Raw genomic sequence first — 425 nt, forward strand, 5'->3', positions numbered from 1 at the left:
ATTGCACCGTATGCGCTGCAGAAAGTCAGAATTTTAAACGGTATTCATACTGCWAYGATGCCTGTTGCGTATTTAGCGSAACTAAATACGGTCAGAGAAGCAGTCGAAGATGAAGTAATCGGAACGTTTATTCGAAAGTGTCTGTATGAAGAAATTATTCCTTGCTTACCTGTTTCGGAAGAAGAGTCTTTGTCATTTGCTAAATCTGCATTAGAACGGTTTCAAAATCCGTTTATYCAYCACGAATTAATGAGCATCTCTTTGAACAGCATGACAAAGTTTAAAAYGCGAAACATCCCAACTCTTAAAGAGTACGTTGAAAAGCAMGGAGCGCTRCCTRYYTTGCTTACATTTTCYCTCAGTGCCCTCATTTCTTTTTATAAAGGAAAAAGAGAAGGAGAAAAAATTGAACTATCAGATGACCC

The 425-nt window shown here is 38.3% G+C and carries 1 protein-coding gene; it reads left to right on the plus strand.

Annotated features, from left to right (window positions below):
- Window positions 1-57 precede the first annotated feature (57 nt).
- On the plus strand, window positions 58-425 hold a 368-nt coding region (locus AC1DWA_RS33515; RefSeq protein WP_477917822.1), incomplete at its 3' end, for a mannitol dehydrogenase family protein.

This window comes from Rhodococcus sp. P4_F3_2 (assembly GCF_056401335.1).